The 22347-nt window shown below is 59.8% G+C and carries 24 protein-coding genes; 13 read left to right on the top strand and 11 right to left on the bottom strand.

Annotated elements, in window-relative coordinates; genetic code table 11:
- Positions 1-8 precede the first annotated feature (8 nt).
- From N1078_RS00605 to N1078_RS00595, 3 genes are read right to left on the bottom strand one after another with little or no spacing between them, the layout of a single operon-like run.
- On the bottom strand, positions 9-662 hold the full coding sequence (locus N1078_RS00605; protein ID WP_274086267.1) for a TenA family transcriptional regulator: 654 nt from the start codon (positions 660-662) through the stop codon (positions 9-11).
- Positions 662-2146: an AMP-binding protein gene (locus N1078_RS00600; RefSeq protein ID WP_274086266.1), complete on the bottom strand. Its 1485-nt coding sequence runs from the start codon at positions 2144-2146 to the stop codon at positions 662-664. Before N1078_RS00600 ends, N1078_RS00605 begins: the two co-directional genes overlap by 1 nt.
- Complete coding sequence (locus N1078_RS00595) at positions 2130-2819, bottom strand: thermostable hemolysin (protein WP_274086265.1); 690 nt, start codon at positions 2817-2819, stop codon at positions 2130-2132. Before N1078_RS00595 ends, N1078_RS00600 begins: the two co-directional genes overlap by 17 nt.
- A gap of 209 nt (positions 2820-3028) precedes the next feature.
- On the opposite strand from N1078_RS00595, the gene N1078_RS00590 reads away from it, so the two are divergent.
- The 3 genes from N1078_RS00590 to N1078_RS00580 all read left to right on the top strand — a co-directional run bounded on the left by N1078_RS00590 (position 3029) and on the right by N1078_RS00580 (position 4534).
- Positions 3029-3442, top strand: a complete 414-nt coding sequence (locus N1078_RS00590; protein ID WP_274086264.1) for a hypothetical protein — start codon at positions 3029-3031, stop codon at positions 3440-3442.
- A gap of 151 nt (positions 3443-3593) precedes the next feature.
- Positions 3594-4175 (top strand): DJ-1/PfpI family protein, encoded by a 582-nt coding sequence (locus N1078_RS00585; RefSeq protein ID WP_274086263.1) that lies wholly within the window; start codon positions 3594-3596, stop codon positions 4173-4175.
- 56 nt (positions 4176-4231) lie between these two features.
- Positions 4232-4534 carry a ribbon-helix-helix domain-containing protein gene (locus tag N1078_RS00580; protein ID WP_274086262.1) on the top strand — a complete coding sequence of 101 codons (303 nt, stop codon included), beginning with the start codon at positions 4232-4234 and terminating at the stop codon, positions 4532-4534.
- Between the two features lie 5 nt (positions 4535-4539).
- Here the strand turns inward: N1078_RS00580 and N1078_RS00575 are convergent, their stop codons facing one another.
- Positions 4540-5556, bottom strand: a complete 1017-nt coding sequence (locus N1078_RS00575) for a DUF4917 family protein (protein WP_274086261.1) — start codon at positions 5554-5556, stop codon at positions 4540-4542.
- 225 nt (positions 5557-5781) lie between these two features.
- Here N1078_RS00575 and N1078_RS00570 point away from each other — a divergent pair, with 225 nt between their 5' ends.
- Positions 5782-6123, top strand: coding sequence for an FKBP-type peptidyl-prolyl cis-trans isomerase (locus N1078_RS00570; protein ID WP_274086260.1), 342 nt, complete (start codon positions 5782-5784; stop codon positions 6121-6123).
- A gap of 122 nt (positions 6124-6245) precedes the next feature.
- Here N1078_RS00570 and N1078_RS00565 read toward each other — a convergent pair whose 3' ends face one another.
- The 5 genes from N1078_RS00565 to N1078_RS00545 form a co-directional block, all read right to left on the bottom strand.
- Complete coding sequence (locus N1078_RS00565; protein WP_274086259.1) at positions 6246-7298, bottom strand: GGDEF domain-containing protein; 1053 nt, start codon at positions 7296-7298, stop codon at positions 6246-6248.
- Positions 7299-7568: 270 nt separating this feature from the next.
- The gene (locus N1078_RS00560; protein ID WP_274086258.1) at positions 7569-8222 is read right to left on the bottom strand and encodes a TIGR04211 family SH3 domain-containing protein; all 654 of its coding nucleotides are present in this window, start codon (positions 8220-8222) and stop codon (positions 7569-7571) included.
- Between the two features lie 356 nt (positions 8223-8578).
- Positions 8579-8974, bottom strand: a complete 396-nt coding sequence (locus N1078_RS00555; protein WP_274086257.1) for a diacylglycerol kinase — start codon at positions 8972-8974, stop codon at positions 8579-8581.
- 147 nt (positions 8975-9121) lie between these two features.
- Complete coding sequence (locus tag N1078_RS00550) at positions 9122-10414, bottom strand: sensor histidine kinase (protein ID WP_274086256.1); 1293 nt, start codon at positions 10412-10414, stop codon at positions 9122-9124.
- A complete protein-coding gene (locus tag N1078_RS00545; protein WP_274086255.1) occupies positions 10404-11087 on the bottom strand; it encodes a response regulator transcription factor in 684 nt (227 codons plus the stop codon). The genes N1078_RS00550 and N1078_RS00545 overlap by 11 nt, the downstream gene beginning before the upstream one ends.
- 105 nt (positions 11088-11192) lie before the next feature.
- Between N1078_RS00545 and N1078_RS00540 the strand changes: the two genes are divergently transcribed.
- The 3 genes from N1078_RS00540 (at position 11193) to N1078_RS00530 (ending at position 14475) form a co-directional block, all read left to right on the top strand.
- On the top strand, positions 11193-13151 hold the full coding sequence (locus N1078_RS00540; protein ID WP_274086254.1) for an LTA synthase family protein: 1959 nt from the start codon (positions 11193-11195) through the stop codon (positions 13149-13151).
- A gap of 50 nt (positions 13152-13201) precedes the next feature.
- Entirely contained in the window at positions 13202-13945 is a 744-nt protein-coding gene (locus tag N1078_RS00535) for a phosphatase PAP2 family protein (RefSeq protein ID WP_274086253.1), read from the top strand.
- Between the two features lie 191 nt (positions 13946-14136).
- Complete coding sequence (locus N1078_RS00530) at positions 14137-14475, top strand: hypothetical protein (RefSeq protein WP_274086252.1); 339 nt, start codon at positions 14137-14139, stop codon at positions 14473-14475.
- Between the two features lie 47 nt (positions 14476-14522).
- On the opposite strand, the gene N1078_RS00525 is transcribed toward N1078_RS00530, so the two are convergent.
- Positions 14523-16046 (bottom strand): fumarate hydratase, encoded by a 1524-nt coding sequence (locus N1078_RS00525; protein ID WP_274086251.1) that lies wholly within the window; start codon positions 16044-16046, stop codon positions 14523-14525.
- Positions 16047-16309: 263 nt separating this feature from the next.
- On the opposite strand from N1078_RS00525, the gene N1078_RS00520 reads away from it, so the two are divergent.
- Genes N1078_RS00520 through N1078_RS00510 form a run of 3 tightly spaced genes read left to right on the top strand, consistent with a single transcriptional unit; the run spans position 16310 to position 19191 of the window.
- The gene (locus N1078_RS00520; RefSeq protein WP_274086250.1) at positions 16310-17437 is read left to right on the top strand and encodes a GGDEF domain-containing protein; all 1128 of its coding nucleotides are present in this window, start codon (positions 16310-16312) and stop codon (positions 17435-17437) included.
- Positions 17430-18371, top strand: a complete 942-nt coding sequence (locus tag N1078_RS00515) for an iron-sulfur-binding ferredoxin reductase (protein WP_274086249.1) — start codon at positions 17430-17432, stop codon at positions 18369-18371. Before N1078_RS00520 ends, N1078_RS00515 begins: the two co-directional genes overlap by 8 nt.
- Positions 18372-18417: 46 nt before the next feature.
- Positions 18418-19191 (top strand): enoyl-CoA hydratase, encoded by a 774-nt coding sequence (locus tag N1078_RS00510; RefSeq protein ID WP_274086248.1) that lies wholly within the window; start codon positions 18418-18420, stop codon positions 19189-19191.
- Positions 19192-19394: 203 nt separating this feature from the next.
- Here N1078_RS00510 and pyk read toward each other — a convergent pair whose 3' ends face one another.
- Entirely contained in the window at positions 19395-20846 is a 1452-nt protein-coding gene (pyk, locus tag N1078_RS00505) for a pyruvate kinase (protein ID WP_274086247.1), read from the bottom strand.
- 172 nt (positions 20847-21018) lie between these two features.
- Between pyk and N1078_RS00500 the strand changes: the two genes are divergently transcribed.
- The 3 genes from N1078_RS00500 to N1078_RS00490 all read left to right on the top strand — a co-directional run bounded on the left by N1078_RS00500 (position 21019) and on the right by N1078_RS00490 (position 22306).
- Positions 21019-21393 carry a tetratricopeptide repeat protein gene (locus N1078_RS00500; protein ID WP_274086246.1) on the top strand — a complete coding sequence of 125 codons (375 nt, stop codon included), beginning with the start codon at positions 21019-21021 and terminating at the stop codon, positions 21391-21393.
- A 67-nt stretch (positions 21394-21460) separates the two neighbouring features.
- A complete protein-coding gene (locus N1078_RS00495) occupies positions 21461-21883 on the top strand; it encodes a DUF4124 domain-containing protein (RefSeq protein ID WP_274086245.1) in 423 nt (140 codons plus the stop codon).
- Between the two features lie 60 nt (positions 21884-21943).
- Positions 21944-22306 carry a PilZ domain-containing protein gene (locus N1078_RS00490; protein WP_274086244.1) on the top strand — a complete coding sequence of 121 codons (363 nt, stop codon included), beginning with the start codon at positions 21944-21946 and terminating at the stop codon, positions 22304-22306.
- The last annotated feature ends 41 nt before the right edge of the window (positions 22307-22347 follow it).

The following is a 22347-nucleotide window of genomic DNA, read 5'->3' as shown; positions in this document are numbered from 1 at the left end:
CAAACCTCCTATGCGCTCAGTGGCAGGCTGCGGAACATGTCGCCATACAGGCGATAGACCACTTTGGCGGTGTGCACCGCCGCCGCCTTGTCATCATCGTTGTCCAACTGGTTCATCAGCGTTTTGAAGAATTCGATGTGATCCAGGTCGAGGCTGCCGTGGGAACTCAGGTAGCTGAAGGCCTTGTTCGGCAGTTGCAGTTTGTCCTGAATCACGCCGGCCACTTGTGTGGCCAGGGCGATGCTGGTGCCTTCTAGCACATTGACCATGCCGAAGAAGCTCACCGGGTTATGCCGGGCGATGCGGTCGTAGACGTAGCTGACCATCAGTTCGGTTGACATATGCGGCAGGCCGTTGCGCACGGCTTCTTTGTCTGCACCACAGGCGGCGATGTCATTCAGAACCCATTCCTGGTGGCCTTTTTCTTCGTCGATGTACTCGGCAATGGCCTCGCGCAGCCACTCCAGGCGCTCCGGCAGGCGCGAGCCGCAGGCCATCAGTAAGGGCACGGTGTGTTTGACGTGGTGATAGGCCTCGGTGAGAAAGGCGATGTAGCTGTTCAGGCTGACGGTGCCGGCCATGGCCTGGGCAATGATCGGTGCGCTGAGCAGGTAGTTGCGTTCAGCACTGGTTTGTTCGAGTAGGGACTCATAGAAGCTCATCAAGCATCTCCATAGCAGGTTTGGTCGGCCATCAACTCTTCGATGGCGCTCTGGTAGTGGGAAAACAGGGCATTACGGCGCAGCCGGCCATTACTGGTCGCCAGCTCGTTGCTGCTGCTGAAAGGGTGCTCGGCGCGCAGCCAGTGGTGCACGCGGGCGTAGTCAGGCAGTGATTGGTTGGCGGTAGCCACGGCTTCGGCCAGTTGGCTGTCGCTGGTCGTCTCGAAGCGCGGCACCAGTACGGCGACGTTGCCGGGTAGGGCTTCGCCGTGCAGCCAGGCTTGGGCAATGGGCAGTTGTTGCACCAACTCGGCCTCGACCCACTCTGGGTTGACGTTGCGGCCAAAGGCGGTGATGAACTGGTGTTTCTTACGCCCGTGCAGCACCAGAAAAGGCCCCTCGAAATGGCCGAGGTCACCGGTGCCCAGCCATTCTTCAGCGGTTACCGGTTCACCCAGATAACCCAGCAGACGCGGGCCTTTGACCTGCACTTCCTGGTCGGCGCCGAGGCGTACCTGTACATGTGGCAAGGGTTGGCCAACGGTGCCGATACGGCGCTGCTCAGGGGTGTTCAGGCAGACCACCGACGCACACTCCGAGAGGCCATAGCCCTCGAAGATCGGCAAGCCAAGGGCGTCGGCACGTTGCAGCAGTTGGCTGGACACGCGACCGCCGCCGACTGCAATAAAACGCAGTGAGTCCGGTACGGGCAGACCGCGTTCGGCGGCGCTGACCAGCGCCAATAGCAGCTGCGGTAGCAGGATCAGGCTGTTGGGTTGCGCCTGACCCAGGGCCGTCAGAAAGCGCGGCAGGTCAAATTGGCTGGCGCCCAGCAGGCCGACTTGCGCCATAGGCATCAACTCGATTTGCGCGCCGGCCAGCAGGGGGGCGTAAATGCCGGCGATATTCTCCAGCAGGGTGGCCAGCGGCAGTACGCAGAGGTGGCGTTCAACCTGACAACTGGCGCTGGCCTTCACCAGGCTCTGGGCCACGGCCAGTTGTGTCGCCACATCCAGGCACACACCTTTGGGCTGACCGGTGGTGCCAGAGGTGTAAGTGATCTTGCAGGTGCCGACGGGTAATTCGCTGACCACCGCGCGCGGCCGTTGCAGCACACCGACTGCGCTCGCTGTTGCACTCGCACTGAAACCCAGCGCGCTGTATAGCGTATTGTCCGGGCCGATCAGGCAGTCGATGCTGGCACTGTCGAGTACATGCACCTGCTGATTGGTGGAGAAGAAGCCCGGTACGGGCACGCAGACCAGCCCGGCATGCAGGGTGGCCAAGTCCCAGAGTACCCAGTCAATGCCGTTATCCAGCGTCAGGGCAATGCGTCGGGCGCCGAGCTGTTGCAGGTGTTGGCTGCGGACTTCGATCTCGGCCAATAGCTGGGCATAACTCAGGCTTCGGCTGCCTTCACGCAAGGCGATGGCGTCACCGAGGGCGGCCATGTGCTCGAAAAGTGGTTTAGCGGCAGGCCACATCGGGCATGTCCTCCAGGGCATAAAAGGCTTGGTGGGCCAGGCGTGGGTAGGCGCCCAGCTGCAACAGGCGCTGGTGCCCGGCATAGATGTCACCGGCCATCACTTGCGGCTGGTTGTCGTAATAGGTGCCCCAGTCGGCCTGTTCGTCGCCCAGACAGTCAGGGTTGGCCGGGCCCAGCGCTACGGGGGTCAGGCCCAAGCGTTGGAAACTGTTGAGCAGGGCTAGGGTGCCGGTGAAGGTCACCCAGCGGTAACCCAGCGCCACCAGCAGGTCGGTCAGCGCCACAATCAGCAGGCGGGCGGCGCCGGGGCTGCCCGCAGCCAGGTTGCCAACTTCCACCAGTTGCGTGCGCTGCGGTGCATTGGCCACTTTCTTGGTGGCAATCACCTGCTCTGCCGGTTGCTGCAGATAACGCTCAAGGAACAACGGGCCAGCGCCGGCACTGCGCAAACCCACGGCGCCGAGCAGTTGTCCGCTGCTGTCTTCCAGGCTCAGCAGGCAGGGCATGAAATGACGGATGCGCGCCTGATGCTGAGCCGCGAAACGCTCGCCGATAAAGGCTTCAATGCCCGCCCGGCGCGGGCTTTGGCTGTTGGCCAGGTAGAGACTGAGCGGTTGCTCACGGCCGATCTGTGCAAGTGCAGTATCTTGATACACCCAAGGCAGCTCCATAAACGGAACCTCATCTGAGAACCTGGGTGTGAGTCTCTGCCCGCAGTCTTAACGCTAAATTAAGGCGATAAATATTCTGCGCAGGCGGCTAAGGGCATTTCATTGCTTGCACTGCAGCCACTCCAGCCCATAGCCTGCGAAGGCTGCCTGTGGCGTGACCACCGGCTCGATTTGCTCTGACATTTAACGCCAAACGCTCGGAGATAGTTATGCCCCCTATGGATACTGAGCAACAACTGGCGGCCCGTCTGGCCATCCTGGAAAACCCTGAAGCGCAGGACTGCACGGTATACCGCGCGGATGATCAGGACCCGGAAGCCGAGGAAGTGGATTTGGGTGATGCCAAGGTGCTGTTCTGCGGCCCGTTTGAGGCGCCCGCTGATTGGGATGCGGCAGAGCGTGAAGAGTATTTCGGCGACAGCGCGCCTGAGCTGTTCGTCAATGCGCGCATCGAGTGCGAAGCCAAGCCCGGTTCCAAGAGCCATTTTACTGTGGATATCGGTGACTACGTGGCCGCTCAGCCCGGCCTTGGCGAAGTGGTAATGTTTTACGTGCACGACTACTTGGAAGACGACAGCGGCTGCACCTATGTGCTGCTGCGTGATGAGGAAGTGCTGGAGTAACACCCGCCCAGACGCTGAGCTGCTTTAGGTGGCTCAGCGTTTTTTAGCCGCCGTCGGTCCAAGATGTGCCCTGTAGTACCGGGTTATTACCCACGCCGGGCAGATCGGGACAACACTCTGTGCTTCTCAACCGATATAAGGAAGCAAGCACATGGCCGCGAAAAAGATTCTCATGCTGGTCGGCGACTACGTTGAAGACTACGAAGTGATGGTGCCGTTTCAGGCGCTGCTGATGGTCGGTCATCAGGTGCATGCCGTGTGCCCAGACAAGACCGCCGGGCAGAGCGTACGCACCGCCATCCACGATTTTGAAGGCGAGCAGACCTACAGCGAAAAGCCGGGGCATAACTTCGCCCTGAATTTCGACTTCGCCCAAGTTAAAGCTGAAGACTACGATGCCTTGGTAATCCCAGGCGGCCGTGCGCCGGAGTACCTGCGTTTGAATCCTCAGGTTATCGCGCTGGTGCAAGCCTTCGATAAGGCCGGTAAGCCGATTGCAGCGGTTTGCCACGGTGCGCAGTTACTGGCAGCGGCCGGTGTGTTGAAAGGCCGCGAATGCAGTGCTTATCCAGCCTGTGGCCCGGACGTGACAATGGCCGGTGGGCAGTACATCGACATTGCAGTGGATCAGGCCCATGTACAGGGCAATCTGGTCACCGCGCCAGCCTGGCCTGCGCACCCGAACTGGTTAGCCGCGTTCCTGAACGTGCTGGGCACCCAGATCACGCTATAAACTCAATGCCGCACCTGGGGCCTGGATGGCCCCAGCATCCAATGAGGGGAGCTGCCATGTGCGAGCTTTACGTTAAAGCCGACCCAATTCTCTATGAGTCCCGCGCCCGTTCATTGCGCATACGAGGCGTGGTGACCACCCTGCGCCTGGAGAACCAGTTCTGGGACATTCTGCGTGAGATCGCCGAAGTCGATGGCATGACCACCAATCAACTGATTGCCAAGCTGTATGACGAAGTTATGGACTACCGCGGCGAAGTGGTGAATTTCGCCTCGTTCCTGCGCGTTAGCTGCACCCGTTACCTCAGCCAGCGGCGTGCGCCGGCCGAGCTGAGTGTGGTGCGCTCGATCAGTCAGTAGCGGATTTATTGCGCCGGTGTGATTGCCACGCGCAGCTCTGGATGGCCCAGTGGGTGGCTCTGCGCATCGAAGAAACGCAACGCCACGTCTTGCCCCGCGAACAGGTTGGCGTAGTGCTGTTTCTGTTGCTGGATAAACAGTGGGTTGTGCGGGTAGATCGATATAGCCAGGGTTTTCAGCCCTGCTTGCAGCAGGGCCTGAACCAGGTGCTGATCCTGCGCTGCGAGGTTATGGCCGAAGATGCACAGCGTTTCTTTGGGCTGCGATAGCTGGCTGTAGCAGAACGACAGGTAGTCGGAACTGCGAATGGCTTTGAGCTTGTCGGCGCTGCTGCCTTCGTTGACGAACAGTGGGATATCACCCAGCTGGTTGATGGCGAAACTGGCCAGCAAGGTGCTTTCCGATGAATTGAGAATGCGCGTGCTGCCGTCGATGTTCTTCACCAGGTGCATGCCGCCGTGCAGGTAGAGCATGCGTGTGGCGCTGCTCTGGCGGGCGTTATTGCCGAGGTCAAAGGTCGAGTCGGGGCCACGGAACATTTCTTCAAACGCGTCCTGGTTCTGCATCACTGCCCAGTAGTTGAGCAGGTCGTAATTGCCGGAATACACCGTCTGGTATTGGCTGAGGGCGCTGTTGATCCGCGTCAGGCTGGATGCCTGCATCTGGCTCCAAGGGATGTGCACCGAACGCACGGCGTGGATCAGCGCTTCCTTGATGGCGAAGTAGCGGTGGCGCGGCGACGACGAGTTGATGGTCAGCGCGGCGTTGACCCGAATGCTGTTCTTCAGGGCACTGAGCACCTGCTCGAAGTTGCTGGTATCAAGCGCGCGGAACACGCTCAGCTCGGTTGGGCTGAGCGGGCGGTTACGCGTGGTCTGGGCTTCGTCAAACAGCGAGAAGTAGGCGAACTTGCGCCATACCGCGAGGCTCGCGCCGTTGCCAATCAACAGCTCGGGGCAGCCGATGCTGCTGTTCAGGGTGCTCCAGTCTTCCAGTTCGCCAGTAAATGCCGGGATTTGCATAATCGCTACTTGTCGCCTTGGGCCGTGGTTGTGCAGGGCGCGACTTTAGCACGAGCGGCGCGTGTGCTTGAGCAGCTGTCGTTTAGCCTGGTGGTTTAGTCAGGCGCGGGCTTTGGCTATGCTGGAGTTGAGGTATGCGTGACCGATCAGGCCCGGCGGTGGTCTGGTAAGGGTGAGTCTGCTGTTATGTTTTAGACCTGCCATGTGTGGACAAGAGAGAGCGCGATGAACAACGAATTAGTGATCGAAGATATTCAGCTGGGTGACGGTAAGGAAGTGGTCAAAGGTGCACTGATCACCACTCAATACGATGGCTATTTGGAAGATGGCCGCAAGTTCGACTCATCCTATGATCGCGGCAAGGCTTTCCAGTGCGTGATTGGCAGCGGTCGTGTGATCAAGGGCTGGGACATCGGCATGATGGGCATGAAGGTCGGCGGCAAACGCAAACTGTTCGTGCCCGCGCATCTGGCTTATGGCGAGCGTGAGTTCGGCGCGCATATCAAACCGAATTCCAATCTGATCTTCGAAATTGAGCTGCTGGAAGTGCTGACGCGCGATGAGTGAGAGCCGCTACTTGTGGCTCTGTGCCAGCAATAGCGCTTGCAGGTAGGCGGGGGCTTGCAACTGAGTCGATCAGCCTTGGGCTGCGGTTGTCTTCATTCAGGGCGACAACCGTATGCAGCCGATCAACACGTCGCTACTTCTACTCTGTTGCGTCCAGCTGACTTGCCGGCGTATAGCGCGTAATCCGCTCGTGCAATGGCGCTGCTGAGTGGCTCTTCAGCCCGATACTGGCTGATGCCAATGGACAGCGTTACCTGGACTGTAGTGCCGTCACAGTCTATGACCAGTCCTTCGATTGCCTTGCGTATGCGCTCTGCGCTGACAGCCGCCTGTTCAAAGTCGGTTTCGGGCAATACCGCAAGAAATTCTTCGCCGCCCCAACGGCCAATAAAGTCCTGTTCACGCATAGAGCCTTTGAGTGAGTCGCTTACCGCCGCGAGCACCCGGTCACCCATATCGTGGCCGTATTGATCATTGATCTGTTTGAAGTGATCAATATCCATCAGCAATAAGGTGAGGTTGCTGGGACGGCGATGGTGTCGCGCCAGTTCCTTTTCGGTCAGCGCAATCATGTGTCGGCGGTTGAACAGGCCGGTCAACGAGTCCGTTGTGGCCATCCGCGCCAGGCTCTTGTGGGCGCGGGTTACGGTGCTCACATAGAACAGCGCCAGATAGCTGAACATCAAGAACACCACAGTCAAATTGAAAACATGCACACCCAGCAAGGCGCTAGAGGAGATGGGTTGCAGCGGTTCGATGTACCACATCAGTACATCCAGCCCAACGTAGTAGGCCCACAGGCCCGCCGCGAGGAGCCAGGCGCTGCGCGCACGCATGGTCACGAATAAGGCTGGGATGAACATGAGTAAGAAGTAGTGAAAGCCACTTTCCCAGCCAATCAGTACGGTCCCAAGCCCTGCGTGTACCAGGACCTCGGTGCGGATCAGTAGAATCGCCAGGCGGTTACGGCGTTGCTGGAACGCGCGGTAGGCGTAGGCATACATAGCCACGCTGAGCACGTTTACCCAGGCCAGAATGGGGGAGCCCAGCAGGATGAAAATAAACAAAAAAGCGACATCGACGCAGGCCGCTATCTGACAGCAACGCATGGAAAGCTGCCAAAACTCGGGGCGAGCGTTGCGCTTGTGCGGGTTATTTGAGCGCATCCCTAGCATTTAGGTGTTCCTTCGGGTTCCGGTTATGAATGCCGGTTTTTATTAGATTCCTGGCTGATTACAGGCCGCAGAGACTGCTGTTTGAAGTGTAGTGTGGATCGTCCCGGTTGATCTTGTCAGTAGCCAATTGGCATTAAGGTGCCGTAAACCACGGCTGTGGTGGCTTGATTTGGCCACTAGGACCTTAGATTTGCTGAGCGATCATACCCTGCGGGCGCAAAGCGGCCGGTGGGTGAAGGCGCTCACCCACCGCCAGTGGATTTCAGCCCATTAGACCCACTGATCATTACGTTTGCGCTTTACCCGCAGCAGGGTCGGCAGGATCAGGCCGGCGATTAAACCCGCCCCCGCGATACCGCCACCGTAGGCCATGTAGCGCATTAACACCTGCTGGTTCTCTTCGCCGAGTTGCGCCTGCAGTTCGCGCAGCTCCGAGTTGGCCTGGCTCAGTTCACTATCAAGCGCAGAGCGGGCGGTTTGCAGCTCATCGATCAGGGTTTTGCGTGAGTCCAGGGTTTCCTGCATGCCCTGTACGCGGGTTTCCCAGGTGTTGTTGATGCCGTCTAGCTCGGCGCTCAGCTCACTGACCTGTTGTTGCAGTTGCGGCAGGCGTTCTGCCTGGCCTGGCACGTCCTGTAGGTCGCGGCTGGGAATCCATACCGCGCTGCCGTTCTCGCCACGTACCTGGCTGTAATTACCGTCGCTGCGCAGCAATGTGACCTTCTGCCCGGAGGTCAGCGTGCCGACGATGCGATAGCCGTCAGTTGGGCCGCTGCGTACATAGGTATTCAGGCTGTCACTGACCCAGCGCGTGGTGCTGGCATCGTCTTGCGCGTGCGCGCTAACGCTGACCAGTAGGCAGGCACCGAGGGCTAGGTGGTGCAGAGGGGAAAGGCTGGAGGGGGCATGGCGGGATAGGGACATGGGGGCAATCTTCACATGGCGATTAAACGAAACCCTGCAGCGGGTGTGATAAAGCCGGCCAGGCGCGTGGGCGCAAATAGGTGCATGAGCAAGGTGGCGTGCTGCAACGCCTCTGCTGGTGGGCAAATGGCCATACAGGCCACCCGCTGGGCCGACAGCAGACAGACACTCGACGGGGGCGCAGAGTTCACTCGGCGCTGGGCGCAGGGTTGCCCAGCCCCGGTCGTTCAGGCCGTTGGATTGGTCGGCCTGGGGCTGTTTGACGGCCCCAGGCACGCCGGGTTCGAACGCCTGAGATGCTGATGTGCAACGCGGCGGCGATCATACGCCGCTGCTGGGAAACGCGAGTTTTTAACTCAGAGCAGGATCATGCCCCAGGTCAGGCCAATCATCAGCAGGGCGATAAACTGCGCCGCGCTGCCCATGTCCTTGGCTTGTTTGGACAGTGGGTGGAGGCTCAGGGAGATACGGTCCACGGTGGCTTCGATAGCAGAGTTGAGCAGCTCGACGATCAGCGACAGCAGCGGCACAAGCATCAGTAACAGGCGCTCACTGCGTGTGACGTCGACCAGGCATGCCAGCGGAAGCAGCACGACATTGAGCAGCAGCAACTGGCGGAACGCCGCCTCGCCGCGGTAGGCCGCTTGCAAGCCCATCAGCGAATAGCCGCCGGCGTCGAGAATGCGCCGCAGCCCGGTGCGGCCTTTGAGCGAGAGGGCGTCGTGCGTCTCTGCAGTGGGTTTGCCGTTCATGTTGGCAGCTCCAGTTTCTGCAGTTGTGTACGGCGCAGCAGCGCGCCCATGGGGTACAGGCGATTGGGGGTAGGCAGGGCAAGCATGGCTGAGCGTCCAGTAAGGGGGAACGCTCGCCACATTAGGTGTCAGGGCATCAACAGGCTGTTAAGGGGATGTGAAAATTTCGTTAGCGGGTGGGTTGAATTTGACGGTGAAGCAGGTGCCACCCTCTGCACGGCTCTGCACAGTGATACTCCAGCCTTGCTTGGCGCAGATGCGTTTTACCAGCGAGAGCCCCAGCCCGAGCCCTTCACCGCGTGCCTGCGGGCCGCGTACGAAGGGTTGGAAGATCTGCTCGTGCTGCTCGTGGGGAATGCCCGCACCACTGTCCTCCACACGAAAGCCGCCTTCTTCCAGCACCAGGCGAACCACGCCGTGTTCGGTGTAATGCAGGGCGTTGCGCAACAAGTTAGCCATGACCGTACTGAGGAAGGTGGCGTTGTAGAGGCCGTTATCGTTGCCTTCTTGCGCATGCTGGAAGGCTAACCCCTTGTCATTGAACATCGGCTCCCAGCGCTCTATTTGTGCCGCCGCGATACTGGCGAGGCTGCTGTCTGCAACAAAAGCGCTTTCATTGGCTTTGCTGCGGGCCAGTTGCAAGAAGGTCTGCACCAGCTCGCGCATTTCCTCACAGGCTCTGGTGATGCGCTCAAGCTGTTGGCGTTCACGGGGTGACAGGGCGGCTTCTGCAAGCAGTTCGCAGGAGGTGGCAATGACCATCAAGGGTGTGCGCAATTCATGGCTGACATCGCTGGTGAACAGGCGCTCACGCTCCAGCGATTGGCGTACCTGCCCCAGGGTGCTGTCGAAGGCGGCGGCCAGTTGGCCCACTTCGTCATCGGGGTAGTCCGGTGCCAGCGGCGGGGCCAGGGTGTGCAACTGGTCGCGGTGGCGAACCTGTTGCGCCAGGCGGCTGACCGGGGCCATGACCCTGCGCGCCATGACCAGGCCCAGGGCCCAGGCGCCGACGACGGTCAGCAGAAAACCGGCGAGTACGACATTGAACAGCGCTTGCTCGCGGGCTTCGAACTCGTGTTGCTCTTGCACCAGTTGGTAGGTGTTGCCGTTGATTTCCTGCACATAGACGTAAAAAGCTTTGTCCCCATCAACCACCTCATTGAAGCCCTCCGGCAGCCCGGCGTACTGCTCGGGAATAGCGTAATCAGGGAGGTTAGAGGCAAAAAAGCGTGTGGTGGCATCCAGCCGAGGGTGGTTGCCCTGTTTGAGGTCCTCATGCAGCACCGTATCCAGCTCGCGGCTGAGTTCCTCGGACACCAGGTGTTCTTCAAGGACATGCACCACCGCCACGATACTCAGCGAAAACAGGCCGCTGACCAGCGTTGTCATCAGTACAAAGGCGATCAGGATGCGCCTGGCGAACGGCTGCTTAGACGCCATTGGCATGCTCCGCCAGGCGATAGCCGACGCCGTGCAAGGTATGCAGCAGCGGGGTCGCGAAGGGTTTGTCCAGCACCTGGCGCAGTTGATGGATGTGGCTGCGCAAGCTGTCGCTGTCTGGGCTGTCGTCCCCCCAGAGCGCTTCTTCCAGCGCTTCGCGGCGGATTACTGCCGGGCTCTTCTGCATCAATACGGCCAATAATTTGAGGCCGATGGGGTTGAGCTTGAGTGGTTGCCCAGCACGGCTGACATGCAGCGTATCGAGGTCATAAACCAGGTCGGCGACCTTCAGCTGGCGTTTGCGGCTGCCCTGGCTGCGCCGCAGGATCGCCTCAATGCGCGCCACCAGTTCGGACAACGCGAAGGGTTTGATCAGGTAGTCGTCAGCACCAGCGTTCAGGCCTTGCAGGCGATCATCCAGGGCGTCGCGGGCCGTTAGCATCAGAATAGGCACCTCATTGTGGCCATCCTCACGCAGGCGCTTGCACACCTGATAGCCGTCAATGCCGGGCAGCATGATGTCCAGCACGATCAGGTCATAGTGGCCACTACTGGCCAGGTGCAAGCCGCTCAAGCCATCTTGCGCGCAATCAACGCTAAAGCCTTTGAGCTGCAGGTAGTCGAGTATGTTGGCCAGAATATCGCGGTTGTCTTCGATGACCAGAATACGCATGAGCGGGTGTTCCTTTCGCGTTGACGTTTTTTTCACATTGTTTTGACAAGCGCCTCACAGAGGCAATTGCACACTGCGGCACGTTCATCCAAGCAGGATCATACGATGCCTCAGCTCCACTTCGCGCAACTTCGTTACCTGTCGATCATCGTCGCGGCATGGTTGGTGGTGTTTTTTCTGACCCGCAGTGCCCTGCTGGCCACTCACCTGAGTGACGCCAATGTCAGTGTGATGCAGTTGTTCAGCCTGTATGGGGTTGGCGTGGTGTATGACCTGAGCTTCCTGCTCTACGCCAGCCTGCCGCTTGCCTTGTACCTGCTGCTATGTCCGCGCCGCCTGTGGCAGCAGCGCTGGCATAAACAGTTGCTGCTCGGTGTGGTCGGGGTCAGCCTGTTTGTCATGCTGTTTACCGCGGTGGCGGAGTGGCTGTTCTGGGATGAGTTCGGCGTGCGCTTCAACTTTATTGCCGTGGACTACTTGGTCTACTCCGAGGAGGTGATCAACAACATCCTTGAGTCCTACCCGATCTACCCACTTCTGGCGATGCTGGCGATCGTGGCTATTGCCACCACTGCGCTGTTGCGTAAGCCGGTGCTGGCGGCTCTAGATGCCCCGCGTCTAGGGACTTTGCCGGCCCTGTTTAGCGTGGTGGGCATACTGCTATCGGCCGCGTTGAGTAGCGCACTGATTGGTCAGGATGCCCCGCGTGGCACGGATGGCAACGCCTACCAGCGCGAGTTAGCGAGCAATGGTCCATTCCAGTTCTTTGCCGCGTTTCGTAATAACGAACTGGATTACCTGCAGTTCTACGCCACCCTGGCGGATGCTGACGTGGCCGGTCTGCTGCGCAATGAGGTGCGTGAGCCGAATGCGCGTTTTATTGGCAGTGACCCGCAAGACATCCGCCGGGTGATCGACAACCCGGGCAAGCCCGAGCGGCTGAACGTGGTGCTGGTGACCATCGAAAGCCTGAGTGCCAAGTACCTGGGCAGCTTCGGTGACAACCGTGGCTTGACCCCAAATCTGGATCAATTGCGCCAGCAGAGCCTGAGTTTCAGTAATTTCTACGCCACGGGTACGCGAACCGATCGTGGTTTGGAGGCCATTAGCCTGTCCATGCCGCCAACGCCGGGGCGCTCCATCGTCAAGCGTATCGGCCGTGAGTCTGGCTACGGCAGCCTCGGACAGCAGTTCAGCGCGCAGGGTTATGACAGCGTGTTCATCTACGGTGGGCGCGGCTATTTCGACAATATGAATGCCTTCTTCGGCGGCAATGGTTATCGCATCGTTGACCAGAGCAGCGTCGCCGAGGCGGATATGGTGTTTCAAAACGCCTGGGGCATGTCTGATGAGGACATCTACACGCAGACGCTGAAGGTGGCCGATGCAGATCATGCTGCCGGTAAACCCTTCTTTCTGCAGTTGATGACTACCTCTAATCACCGGCCGTATACCTACCCGGAAGGTCACATCGACATCCCGTCCGGCGATGGCCGCGAAGGGGCGGTGAAGTACACCGACTATGCCATCGGTCAATTCCTTGCCCAGGCGCGGGATAAGCCCTGGTTCAAGCAGACGGTGTTTATTTTTATCGCAGACCACACGGCGGGCAGTGCCGGCAAAGAAGACTTGCCCGTGGCCAATTACCACATCCCGTTGTTCATTTACGCCCCGGCGCATATCCAACCACGCGAATTCAATGACGTAGCCAGTCAGATTGACTTGGCGCCCACGCTGATGGGCTTGCTGAATATGGACTATGTCTCGACCTTCTTCGGCCGCAATGTGCTGCGCGATGACCGTGCGCCAGGGCGTGCGCTGTTGGGTAACTATCAGCACCTGGGGCTGTTCGACGGTTCCAGCCTGGCGATTCTGAGCCCGCGTAAAAACATGCGCCGCCATGATGATGCGCTCGGCCTGAGCCATGAGATTGCAGTGGATGCCACGGATGCGCTGCAGCGTCGCAACATCGCCTATTACCAAGGCGCTAGCCACGCCTTTAAAGAACACCTGATGGCCTGGCGGCCGACCCTGTTGCCTGGCGAGCGACTGAGTAAGCGTTAATCCTAAAACTTTCAGGCACTGCCGCGCATTGCCTTGGCTGAGGCACCGTTATGCGGGCCAATCGGTCTACTGAGTTCTCGCGTTATTTTGATTTCCGGCTGGGCCTGGGCATCCCTCTGCTGCTGATGGCGTTGCTGTTACTGCTTGACCCCAGCGGCCTGGATTTCGCCATCGAGCGCCTGTTCTACCAACCAGGCCAGGGCTTTATTGGTAAACACAGCTTTTGGTTGGAAGACATCCTGCACGACCGGGCCAAGCAGCTGGTTATCGTGTTTGGCGTGCTGGCCATTATTGGCTTTGTCATCAGCCTGTTACCCAGCCGTTTTAGGGTGTGGCGGCGCTCGTTGGGCTTTCTGGTCCTGGCGCTGGGGATCTCGACCAGTGTGGTTACGCCCTTGAAGGCGCTCACCGCTGTGCATTGCCCCTGGAGCTTGAGTGAGTTTGGCGGCACGGAGACCTTTACCCCGCTGCTGAGCGAGCGCGCAGCAACGGATAATCCAGGTCGTTGCTGGCCGGGTGGCCATGCCTCCTCGGGGTTCTCCTTGCTGGCGCTGTTTTTTCTCCTGCGTGACAAGCGCCCACGCAGTGCGCGTGTGGCGTTGGTATTCGCGTTGGGACTGGGGGCGGTGTTTTCGTTGGGAAGGATGATGCAGGGCGCGCACTTTATGTCGCACAACCTGTGGATCTTGCTCTTCGACTGGACGATTTGCCTGCTCTGTTACCGCTGGGTGCTCTATCGCGCGCCGCTGCCTCAGCACGCCGAACAACCTGTACTTAAACCGCTGGAGGGCTAGTCAATGGCACGCATTGGTTACCTGTGTCGTCTTGGTTTTGCCGCACTGCTCTTTACGCTCGCCTTAGTGGCACTGCCTTACAGCATGGCCTGGAGTGCAGAGGCTGTTTTGCCAAGCCCGCTATGCTCGCTTACCCAGGGTGCTTGAGGCGGCTGCGGATGATCTGCCTGCCTGCTTTGAGCCGCTTAAGAATGGCCGCGCTTGGCGTGGCTGCAGTGTTGCTGTGCGCTTGCCAAAATACCCGCGAGCAGATGCAGGCCGAAGGTTATCCGCCGGCCTTTATTGATGGTTTTGAAGCGGGTTGCAGCAGTGGCCGGCAAGCAGCAGGCGCGCTTGATGCTTTTCGTAAGGATGTGCCGCGTTACCTGGCAGCGCCGCTGTATGCCCAGGGCTGGGACGATGGTTTTCGCCAATGTCAGGCCACCCAGCAAAGCGCCTTTGAGCGTGAATGGCATGACGACGACTGGCGTGACCGCGAGTGGCGCACGCACGTTGATCAGTCCATGGCGCAGGCATTGCGGCGTCGCTAAAACAACAAACCCGGCACTTGGCCGGGTTTGTGTTAACGCTGTAATGCTTACTTGATCTCGACCGCCAGGCTGTCGTGGATCTTCTTGTTCCAAATCGCTGGACCGGTGATGTGCACCGACTCGCCCTTGGTGTCGACTGCCACGGTGACTGGCATGTCTTTCACGTCGAACTCGTAGATGGCTTCCATGCCCAGTTCGGCGAAGGCCACCACGCGCGACTTCTTGATCGCCTGGGCGACCAGATAAGCGGCGCCGCCAACAGCCATCAGGTACACGGCCTTGTTGTCCTTGATCGCTTCGATGGCAATCGGGCCGCGCTCGGATTTACCGATCATGCCGAGCAAACCAGTGCTTTCGAGGATCTGCCGGGTGAACTTGTCCATCCGCGTGGCGGTGGTCGGGCCAGCTGGGCCGACCACTTCTTCACGTACCGGATCGACCGGGCCGACGTAATAGATGAAGCGGCCTTTCAGGTCGACCGGCAGCTCTTCACCCTTGTTCAGCATATCGACCATGCGCTTGTGCGCGGCGTCGCGGCCGGTGAGCATCTTGCCGTTGAGCAGCACGGTTTCACCCGGCTTCCAGCTCTGCACGTCTTCTGGGGTCAGGGTGTCGAGGTCAACGCGGCGCGCGCTCGGGCCGGCTTCCCAGACAATTTCCGGGTAGGCGGACAGGTCCGGCGCTTCCAGCTCGGCTGGGCCGGTGCCGTCGAGCACGAAGTGGGCGTGACGGGTGGCCGCGCAGTTGGGGATCATGCACACCGGCAAGCTGGCGGCGTGGGTCGGGTAATCCATGATCTTCACGTCGAGCACGGTGGTCAGGCCGCCCAGGCCCTGGGCGCCGATGCCCAGCTGGTTCACTTTCTCGAACAGTTCGAGGCGCATTTCCTCGATCTTGTTCTGTGGGCCGCGGGCTTTCAGCTCATGGATGTCGATGGACTCCATCAGCACTTCCTTGGCCATTACCGCGGCTTTTTCGGCGGTGCCGCCGATGCCAATGCCGAGCATGCCTGGTGGGCACCAGCCGGCGCCCATTTCCGGGACGGTCTTGAGTACCCAGTCGACGATCGAGTCGGACGGGTTGAGCATGGCCATCTTCGACTTGTTCTCGGAGCCACCACCTTTGGCAGCAACGTCCACTTCCACTTTGTCGCCAGGGACGATGGAGAAGTGGATGACTGCTGGGGTGTTGTCCTTGGTGTTCTTCCGTGCACCGGCTGGGTCGGCCAGGATCGAGGCGCGCAGGACGTTTTCCGGCAGGTTGTAAGCGCGGCGCACGCCTTCGTTGATCATGTCGTCAACGCCCATGGTCGCGCCATCCCAGCGCACATCCATGCCCACGCGGATAAATACGGTGACGATGCCAGTGTCCTGGCAGATCGGCCGGTGGCCGGTGGCGCACATGCGCGAGTTGATCAGGATCTGTGCCATGGAGTCGCGCGCGGCGGGCGATTCTTCGCGCAGGTAGGCCTCATGCATGGCCTGGATAAAGTCTACGGGGTGGTAGTAGGAAATAAACTGCAGGGCGTCGGCGACGCTCTGAATCAGGTCGTCTTGCTTGATCACGGTCATGCTATGCGCTCCCTTTATATGGGTAGGAGTAGGGCAGGAACTTCGAAGCGCGCAGGGGCATACCCGGCGCAGGCTTATCAGGGCCAGAGGACAAGATAAAAAGGCGCGAAAGTATACCGTGCACGTGGCCTGGCGGACACCTCGGCAGGCTTAGATCATGGGCGCTGATCGGTTACTGACGTCGATTAATTGACTAGGCATGCTGCAATCACGGGGGTAGAGTAGCGGCTAGATGCCAGTATGGGATGGAGCCCATAATTCCTATGACCCCAAGCAGCCAAGCAGGTACCCGACGCAGCTTGCAAAGCCTACTGCTAAAGCGTTTCGGCATGGCCGTAGGCACTTACGTGTTGACCGGGCTGTTGTGCGGCGTTGGCGTGTTTGCCGGGTTGTTTAATGCGCCGCCGTTAGCCGTACTGGGTATCGGCGCCTTGGCGACGTTCAGCCAATTAGTTTTTCTCGGGCTGTTTCTGTCGCGCCTCAATCTACGCCTTGCCGATCCTAGTTTGACTGAGCCTCAGGTGCTGGTGGCATTGCTCTGGCTCACAGCGCTGCTATCGCAGTTCAGCGAGGGGCGCGGCAGCCTGTTGGTGATGTACATGCTGATTTTGCTGTTCGGCGTGTTTCAGCTGCCGCCCAAGGTCTTTGCCCGTTGCGCATTGGTTGCCTTTTTGGGCTTTGCCGGGTTGAACCTGTATGAGGCCTATACCCTGCAGTTGCGTGCGCCGCGTATGGCGCTGATGCAAGCCTGTGTATTGACTGTGGTGCTGGTGTGGCTTTGTCTGTTTGCCAGTTATGCTCAGGCCATGCGCCAACGAATGCGTCAGCGCCGTTTCGCCCTGCAAGCCCATCAGGACACACTACGCGGGATGATGCGCCAGCTGGAAGACCTGGCTGCGACTGACGAGTTAACCGGGTTGTGCAACCGTCGGCACTTTTTGCGCTTAGCCAGTTGCGAGCTGGAAAATCTGCGCGGTGGTCGTCAGCATGGCCTGGCGTTGCTGGATCTCGACCATTTCAAGCGCATCAATGATATTCACGGTCACGCGGCGGGTGATCGTGTCCTGCAGACGTTTGCCGCTGTCGCCCGCGCCTGCCTGCGCGATGGCGATGTGGTGGCACGTTATGGCGGTGAGGAATTTGTCTTGCTGTTACCCAATACCGAAGCCGATCAGTTCACGGCCTGCTGCGAACGCTTGCGCGAGGCCTTTAGTCGCGCCGAGCCGCTGGGCGTGCCGGTGGCCAATCTGAGTGTATCCATTGGTATGACCTTGCTGAGCGCTGACGATGACCTTGATGAGGCCCTGCAGCGTGCCGATCAGGCGCTGTACCAGGCCAAACGTGATGGCCGTAACCGTTGCGCGGCGACCTGGGAGGATGTGGATGCCTGAGTTACGGGCCGCTGAACGCCGCCTTGAAGTCGCCCCAGCCAGTAACCTGTTGGATAACTTGTTGGCTGCTGGTATCGCTGTGCCCTATAGCTGCCGCGCCGGCAGCTGCCATGCCTGCCTGGTGCGTTGTGTGCGTGGCGAGTTGCTTGATGCCAAGCCTGAGGCCCTGGACGAAACGCGGCGTGAGCAGGGCTGGCGGCTGGCGTGCCAGTGCCGGGTAGTGGATGACGTGCAGATTGAGGTATTCGATCCGTTGCGTGATGCGGTTCCGGCGGTCATTCACAGCTGCGATTGGCTAAGCCGCGATGTCCTGCGTCTGCGCCTGATCTCTCCGCAGCCAGTGCGTTACAGCGCCGGCCAGCACCTGCAGCTCTGGACCTCTAGCGGGATTGCCCGGCCTTACTCATTGGCCAGCGTGCCGGGGGAGGATGCCTGGCTGGAGTTTCATATCGATTGCCGTCAGGGTGGCGCATTTGCCTCAGCAGCGCGGGCTTTTCAGCCGGGCGACAACCTCCGTTTGGGTGAGTTGCGCGGTGCAGCGTTGCACTATGATCCCGATTGGCAAGCCAGGCCGCTCTGGCTGTTGGCCGCAGGTACGGGCTTGGCACCGTTGTATGGCGTGCTGCGCGAGGCGCTGCGTCAGCAGCATCAGGGGGCTATTCGGGTTATTCACGTTGCCCATGATGCTTCCGCGCATTATTTGGCCGAACCCTTGCGAGCATTGGCGGCCAGCCATTCGCAGGTGCAAGTCGAGCTTGTTGTGGCGGCCGAGTTGCCGGCTGCTTTGGCCGAACTGCGCCTTGTTTCAAGGCAAACCATCGCCTTACTCTGCGGCCACCCTGACAGTGTCGAAACCTTTGCGCGCCGTCTGTATCTGGCCGGTTTGCCGCGTAGTCAGGTTTTCGCTGACGTATTTTTGCCTCACGCGCGCTAACCGTTCCGGTGATCCGCTCGCGGGTGGCCTACCGTGAGGATTAGTGATGAGCGAGCATCTGCTGGTTGAGCGTGAACAAGGGGTGCTAACCCTGCGCATGCACCGCCCCGACAAGAAAAATGCCCTAACCCGCGCCATGTACAGCGGCATGGCCGAAGTATTGGCGCAGGCTGATCAGGATAAAAGCGTGCGTGCCGTGCTGATCACTGGCGGCGAGAGCTGCTTTACCAGCGGCAATGATGTCGCCGACTTTATTCAGGCACCACCGACTGGACTCAACAGCGAAGTGTTCCAGTTTATGCAGGCGCTGTTCGAGTTCAGCAAGCCGGTGGTGGCCGCGGTCAACGGCCCTGCGGTGGGCATTGGTACGACCATGTTGCTGCATTGCGATCTGGTCTATGTCAGCCGCGAGGCCACGCTGAAGATGCCTTTCGTCAATCTGGGCCTGTGCCCTGAATACGGTTCCAGCCTTATCCTGCCGCGCCTGCTCGGCCACGCCCGCGCTGCCGAATTGCTGCTGCTTGGGCAGAGCTTTACCGGTGAGCAGGCCGCAGCCTGGGGTGTCGCCAATCAGGCGCTGGACGGCGGTGAGGCAACCCTGGCCAAGGCCCGCGAAATGGCCCTGCGCTTTCAGCAACTGGCACCGGCAGCCGTGGCGGACAGCAAACGCCTGATGCGCGCGCCGGACCGTGAGCAACTGCGCAGGGTAATCGAGGAGGAGGGCGCGCTGTTCGGTCAACGCCTGCGCTCGCCGGAAGCCATCGAGGCGCTGACAGCCTTTATGCAGCGCCGCACGCCGAATTTCAGCAAATACGCCTGATGCCCTGAGGCAAATAAAAAGGCCGCTCGATTGAGCGGCCTTTTGCACTGCGCTGGGTAGCCTAGAGCCTTTTTACGATCTCGCGAGCTAGAGACCTGCAAGGCAAAAACAGGCGAGGAAGCGGAGTGTACTGTTGTACATGAGCATTCCGAGCCTGTTTTTAACGCAGCAGGGCCGACGCGCAGCAGATCATAAACAGGCTCTTACACCAGTGCTTCACCTACATGCAGCAGCTTCATGGTATTGGTGCCACCGATGGTGTGGTAGCTGTCGCCCTTGGTCAGGATCACCCAGTCGCCGGCTTGCACCACGCCGCGCTTGAGCAACTCGTCCACCGCCGCCTGGCTGACTTCGGCCGGTTGCAGGGCGGCTGGGTCGAACGGCACGGTGTAGACGCCACGGAACATGGCCGCACGGGCTTGGGTTTCGCGGTGCGGGGAGAACGCGAAGATCGGCACCGAGGAGCGGATACGCGACATGATCAGCGGCGTGTAGCCACTTTCGGTGAGGGCGATGATCGCTTTCACACCGGGGAAGTGATTGGCCGTGTACATGGCTGCCAGGGCGATGCTTTCGTCGCACCGCTCGAACTCGGTGCCCATGCGGTGGCTGGATTTCTTGCTGGTTGGGTGTTTTTCCGCACCCAGGCAGATGCGCGCCATGGCTTGCACGGCTTCCAGCGGGTAGGCGCCGGCAGCACTTTCCGCCGAGAGCATCACTGCATCGGTGTAGTCGAGCACGGCGTTGGCCACGTCGGAGACTTCCGCGCGGGTCGGCATCGGGTTCTGGATCATCGACTCCATCATCTGCGTCGCCGTGATCACCGCCTTGTTGTGGCGGCGCGCGTGCAGGATGATTTTCTTCTGGATGCCGCACAGTTCGGCGTCGCCGATTTCCACACCCAGGTCACCACGGGCCACCATCACCGCATCACTGGCGCGGATCAGGCCGTCGAGGGTTTCGTCGTCGGCTACCGCTTCGGCGCGTTCGATCTTGGCCACCAGCCAGGCAGTGCCGCCAGCTTCGTCGCGCAGTTTGCGCGCGTAATGCATGTCGTCGGCATCGCGCGGGAAGGACACGGCCAGGTAATCCAGCTCCATCTCGGCGGCGAGTTTGATGTCGGCTTTGTCTTTCTCGGTCAGGGCCGGCGCAGTCAGGCCGCCGCCGCGACGGTTGATGCCTTTATGGTCGGACAGCGGGCCACCGATGATCACTTCGCAGTGCAGGGCATCGCTGGTGGCGCTTTCAACGCGCATGACCACACGGCCATCGTCGAGCAGCAGCTCGTCGCCGACGCCGCAATCCTTGACCAAGTCCGGGTAGTCGATGCCGACGATGTCTTGCGTGCCGGCAGTCAGCGGGTGGCTGGTGGAGAAGGTAAAGCGATCGCCAAATTTGAGCTCGATGCGCTTGTTGGCGAATTTGGCGATGCGGATTTTCGGGCCTTGCAAGTCACCCAGCAGGGCGACGTGGCGACCGTGCTTGGCGGCCAGTTCGCGCACCAGCTTGGCGCGGGCCTTGTGCTCATCAGGTGAGCCGTGGGAGAAGTTCAGGCGGGCAACATCTAGCCCTGCGATGATCAGTTGTTCAAGAACCTCGGGGCTGTTGCTCGATGGGCCGAGGGTGGCGACGATTTTGGTGCGGCGAACGGTCATGCACAGACTCCTGAATGGCAACTGCAGACGAGGCTACTATGCCGCAACCCTGTAGTCATTGTTCCACTGCACTACCTCTGGCGGCCACATGATGCAGCATGAGTTATTGCGCGATACGCTGCTGCAGAATTCCCCAGGGCAGTCGATACACTGCACATCGGAGGAGAGGCTTATGCGCATACTGTTGATTGTTTTGTTGCTAGTGGGGTTGGTCGGCTGCAACCGCTATTCGTTCGATCGCGATCTCAATAGTGCTTACGAGGCCTATGATCGCGGTGAGTGCGAAGCAGCCATTTTGTCGCTGTCAAAGGCTGAGCGTAACAGCCGTTCGCGACGTTATATGCAGCCCGAAATCTCTCTGCTGCGGGGCCAGTGCTTGGAGCGTCAGGCGCTGTTTGTCGATGCCATGCAGACTTATCAGTTCATCATCAACCAATACCCGGCCAGCGAATATGCCTACCGTGCCCGTGCACGCATAAACACCCTGCGCCAGCTTGGGCATGAGGGTGTTGATGTGGCGGTTAAGGTCAGCCCGGCAAAGCCTTGACCACTGGTCGTCATCGCTGACAGAACGCTTATCGCGGCAGTAAGCTGAGGCTTTCGGGAGGGAATCCATGCGCGTTTTGTTGTGCTTATTGTTGTTGCCGGGGCTGGCCGCTGCGGAAATCTATCGTTGGACGGATGCCAATGGCCAGGTGCACTTCGGCCAGCGCCCTGCAGTCGCGGGGGCGGAAAAGGTGGAAGTGAAACCGCAGGTGGTTGAGCGTGACCAACTGACCCGTGAGCGGCAAGAGCGTACCAGTCGGTTTTACGATGCTCGCCGTGCAGAGCAGGTGCAGGCCTCCGCAGTTGCAGCCGAGCAGCAGACCAAGCGTGCCCAAGAGTGTCGCGAGCTGCGTAAGCGCCTGGCCTCTATTCCTGAGGGGCGTAGCTACTACCGGGATGAGGCCGACGGCCAGCGCAGTTATTACAGTGACAAGCAAATGGATACCGCCCGTCAGCAACTGCAAGGCCGCGTATCCGAACGCTGTTCCTGAAACTGGTTTAAGCGCAGTAGTGGGGCCATACTTAATGGCCGTTTATAGCGATTTGCCACTATGCCAACGCATGTTCAGCGCCGCATCGAACGTCATCAGCTGCCGTACTACCTGAAGGTGTTCAATCGCATCACCGACAAGCCCATGGGCTATATCGGTAACGTCTCTTTGGACGGTCTACTGCTGATCAGCCAGCTTCCACTGCTGGTGGGCGCGCGTTTTGATATGTGTTTGAAAATCCCAGGGCATGATGCGCCGCACCATATTGATTTCTCGGCCACCTGCCAATGGTCCCGTGAGGATGTCACACCCGGCTACTATGATTCGGGGTTTGCGCTGGTGGCGCCGCCCGCTGATTATGTTGAGATGGTTGATGCGCTGCGCCATTACTTCAGTTTCAGGCAGATGACCACTTCCGTCTGAATGCTTGTTGCGCTGACTGAACGCGCAATAAAAAACCGCCC

The organism is Pseudomonas sp. MIL19, assembly GCF_028680365.1.
Taxonomy (GTDB): domain Bacteria; phylum Pseudomonadota; class Gammaproteobacteria; order Pseudomonadales; family Pseudomonadaceae; genus Aquipseudomonas; species Aquipseudomonas spirodelae.
This window is presented reverse-complemented; position numbering and strand designations above follow the sequence as displayed.